Annotated in this window: 2 protein-coding genes; one reads left to right on the top strand and one right to left on the bottom strand. The window is 64.6% G+C overall.

Going from position 1 to position 3,391, the window contains the following annotated elements; all coding sequences use genetic code 11:
* Nucleotides 1-229: 229 nt before the first annotated feature.
* A complete protein-coding gene (locus HYG77_RS20560; protein WP_208960421.1) occupies nucleotides 230-1,324 on the bottom strand; it encodes a hypothetical protein in 1,095 nt (364 codons plus the stop codon).
* Between the two features lie 321 nt (nucleotides 1,325-1,645).
* Here HYG77_RS20560 and HYG77_RS20555 point away from each other — a divergent pair, with 321 nt between their 5' ends.
* Nucleotides 1,646-3,391, top strand: a complete 1,746-nt coding sequence (locus tag HYG77_RS20555) for a helix-turn-helix domain-containing protein (RefSeq protein WP_244372981.1) — start codon at nucleotides 1,646-1,648, stop codon at nucleotides 3,389-3,391.

Below are 3,391 nucleotides of genomic sequence, written 5' to 3'. Positions count from 1 at the left end.
GGCGGCTCCTCCGCGTACGGTATCCCCGACCGAAGAAATCGTGGCCGCGTCCGAACCTGGACACGCGCTTGTGTGAGGCGGACGCTTCTCCCCGCCCCCCGGCTCATCCGTTCGGCTTCACCACAAAACACAACACTTCATGCTTGCATAGCCGCGCGCCTCTTTTGGGCGGATTCGGCCGGTCGCGATGCCCGGTGTTTCAGGTCTGCTGAGCTGTGCAAACCTGCGATCATCCCGTTTCGTTCGACCGACTCCGCGTCCCCTCGATGCGCTGCCGCTGCCGGGCCCCGTACGCCGCCTCCGTGACGGCAGCGTCGTCCTCGAGGCCCGACCCGAGCGCCCCACCGATGGTGGCGATGGACGCCAGCAGCCAGGCGAGCGTGAGGTAATCGGAGAAGTTGACCCCGTGCCCCAGAATGCGGGACAGCAGTTCCGGGGGAAGAGTGAGACACGCCGTGAACAGCAGCAGGCAGAACAGGGCCACGTGGAGGACGATCACGCCGATGACCAGGGTGACGACGGTTGCGGTGTTGTACAGCACCGAACGGTCGCGTTCCTCCGGCGACCGAGGCCGCTCCCAGAGTTCATGATCAAGGATCAACCAGAGAATCATCGCCACGATCGACAGGACCGTTGCCGCACTCATACGCCACGGACCCATCGTGTCGGCGAACATCCAGATGGTGCTGGTAGCCAGCGCGACAGCACCAGTGGCGAAGGCGCCGACGAGGACCTTCGACAGTCCGGTGACCAAGCGCCACGGCCGGTTGGCCCGCACCATCCCCGACAGCAGTCGAAGTCGCCGCAGACCCGAGGGCGCGAAGTACCGGATGCCGTCCTCAATCTGCACACACGGGAACCGTCGCGCCGCGCCCGGCGCCGTCAGTTCCGGTTCACCGAGGATGCGGGCGATCGCGAGTTCGGTGACAGTGCGGACGCGGCCCTCGATGTCGACTCCGCCCACCCCGACGACCGAGATCAGCGCAAAAAGGTGGTCGGCGCTGACGTCGGCGACCACCGGCAGGGTGTCCTCGCGGCGCGGCAGATCGGTGAGGTACACGACGATGTCTTCCCCCTCGGAGGACGGATCGACCGCGTCGATGACATCTGCGAAGTTCGCTTGCTCGTCTGAGAGGTACGGCTTGCTGCGCACGCACGCCGTCCACCGGCGCTCGAGCCGGTCACGGCTCCGCAGGCGCTCGGGCAGGTACTCCGCGACGCGTTCCGCGAGAGCCTGAGGCTTGCCCGGATCTGCGATCAACAGCACCGAGGCCTGCTCACCTATGGCACCGGGCCCTCCCTGCAGATGCTCGTTCGACTTCACCTCGCTCGCGTACCCGCTCGGTCCGACCCCAAACTCGTAGCGCGGTCTTTTCCACACCCTGCCTTCGGCCGGGCATCCGCCTGATCGCTTCGACGTGGTAGGCGACCCCGAACCGAAACTCGCCCGACGGTCCAGAGCGAGCGGACTGTAGCAAAACAGGACACTGCCACCGATGTGAGCCAAGTTACATTGCCAGGCGGAATCAGCTCAGGAATTCAATAGTTATGTAAGGTGGCTATGAGTATCTACAAGGCGCGCCGCGGGCCATGGAACGAACGTGACCGATTCCGGCCATCAGCGCCATCGCGAGAGAACCAAGAGATGAGCAATCTCCGACCCGAGATCGAAGCGTCGTGGCGACGGTGTGAAGTTATCGGCGTCTCGTCCGGCGATGACGACCTTCCCTACACGCCGGACGTGGATCGCGACAGCCGGTTGAGAAGAGCCGCCGATCCCGTGATCGACAACCTCGTCCTCCACCTGCTGGACGCCCCCGCGACCATCCTGCTGGCCGATTCCGCCGCGCAGATCGTCGACCGCAGGGCTGGCAACGCTGGGTTGCGAGCGCGTCTGGACCGCGCCTACGTGGCACCCGGATTCCGGTATACCGAGGAAGACACCGGCACCAACGGGATCGGCACCGCGTTGGAGGAGCGACGACCGTTCCAGGTCAGCGGTGGCGAGCACTACCGTGAGGCGCTGCAGAGCCTGGCGTGCGTCGGTGTTCCGATCATCCATCCGATCACCCGCACCGTGGAGGGGATACTCGACATCACCTCCAACCTGTCGGATTCCAACGCGCTGATGGGCGCCCTGGCGAAATCAGCCGTTCGCGAAATTCAGTCGCGCCTCTATGCCGAGTCCTCCGATCGCGAGCAACGGCTTCTCCAGTCCTTCCTGCAGGCCTCTCGTCGTGGCTCCTCCGCAGTGGTGTCCTTGAACCAGGATGTCATCATGACCACTCCGATGGCCGCGCAGATCATCGACACGTCCGACCAGGCGCTCCTCTGGGATTGGGCATGCCGAATGCTCGCCGGCCGCGACGAATTCATCGGGGAAGTCAGGCTCGCCGATAACGTCACAGTATCCGCGACTGCCCGTAGAGTCGGAGACTCCCGATCGCCGGCGGGCATCGTCATCGAGATGCGGCAGCATCTCCGCGATACGAAGAAGTCGTCCGCCCGTCAATTGGCGTCAGCCTCCGCCGCCGCCGAAAAACGCGCGGAGACTGTCAGGATTCCCGGCCGCAGTTTGTCGACGAAACGACTGCAGACCGAACTCGAGCGGCTCGCCTCGATCGACGCACCTGTCCTCGTCACCGGAGAACCCGGCGTCGGCAAGTTCTTCGCCGCTAGCGCCCTCCACCGGATGCAGGATGCCGACGGCCGTTTCACCGTGTTCGACGCTGCTACCGCCTCCGTCGACCCCGACGCGTGGATTGCCGGACTGGTCAATTGGAACAAGGTCGACGGCGCCCTTATCATCCGGCACCTCGATCTCCTGCCGGAAAAACTGGTCCCCAACGTCTGCGCGGTCCTCAGTGAGGCAGCCGACCATCGCGCTCAGATCATTGCCACCGCCGGCGAAGCGATCCGTCAAGGTCCCGCCGGACGACTGTGCGATCACTTCATGCGCCGCATCGAGATCGATCCACTGCGACTTCGGTCCGAAGATATCGCCGACATCAGTGTCGCCCTACTACGTAAGCACTCCCCCGACCGCAACGGCCTGCGACTGCAACCCGCTGCTCTGCAACTGCTGATCGCGCGGGACTGGCCGGGGAATGTCCGAGAACTCGAATCGGTTCTGGCGTCCTCGCTCCTGCGGTCGATGGGCTCCGACATCGGGGTGCAGCATCTGCCCGACGGATACCGCGACGGTGATCTACGCCGCCGAAATGCCTCGACGTCGCTCGAATTGGCGGAGCGTGACGCGTTGCTCAAAGCACTCGTCGAGACCGACGGCAACAAACTACTGGCTGCGCAACGCCTGGGGGTAGCTCGCTCCACCCTTTACCGCAAAATGCGCGCACTGGGTATCGACGGGAGCCGGTTCCTTCCGCAGTAG

The organism is Rhodococcus sp. ZPP (assembly GCF_017656075.1).
GTDB classification, from domain to species: Bacteria; Actinomycetota; Actinomycetes; order Mycobacteriales; family Mycobacteriaceae; genus Rhodococcus_F; species Rhodococcus_F oxybenzonivorans.
Note: the sequence above shows the minus strand (reverse complement) of the source record. Positions and strands in the feature narration are given on the sequence as shown.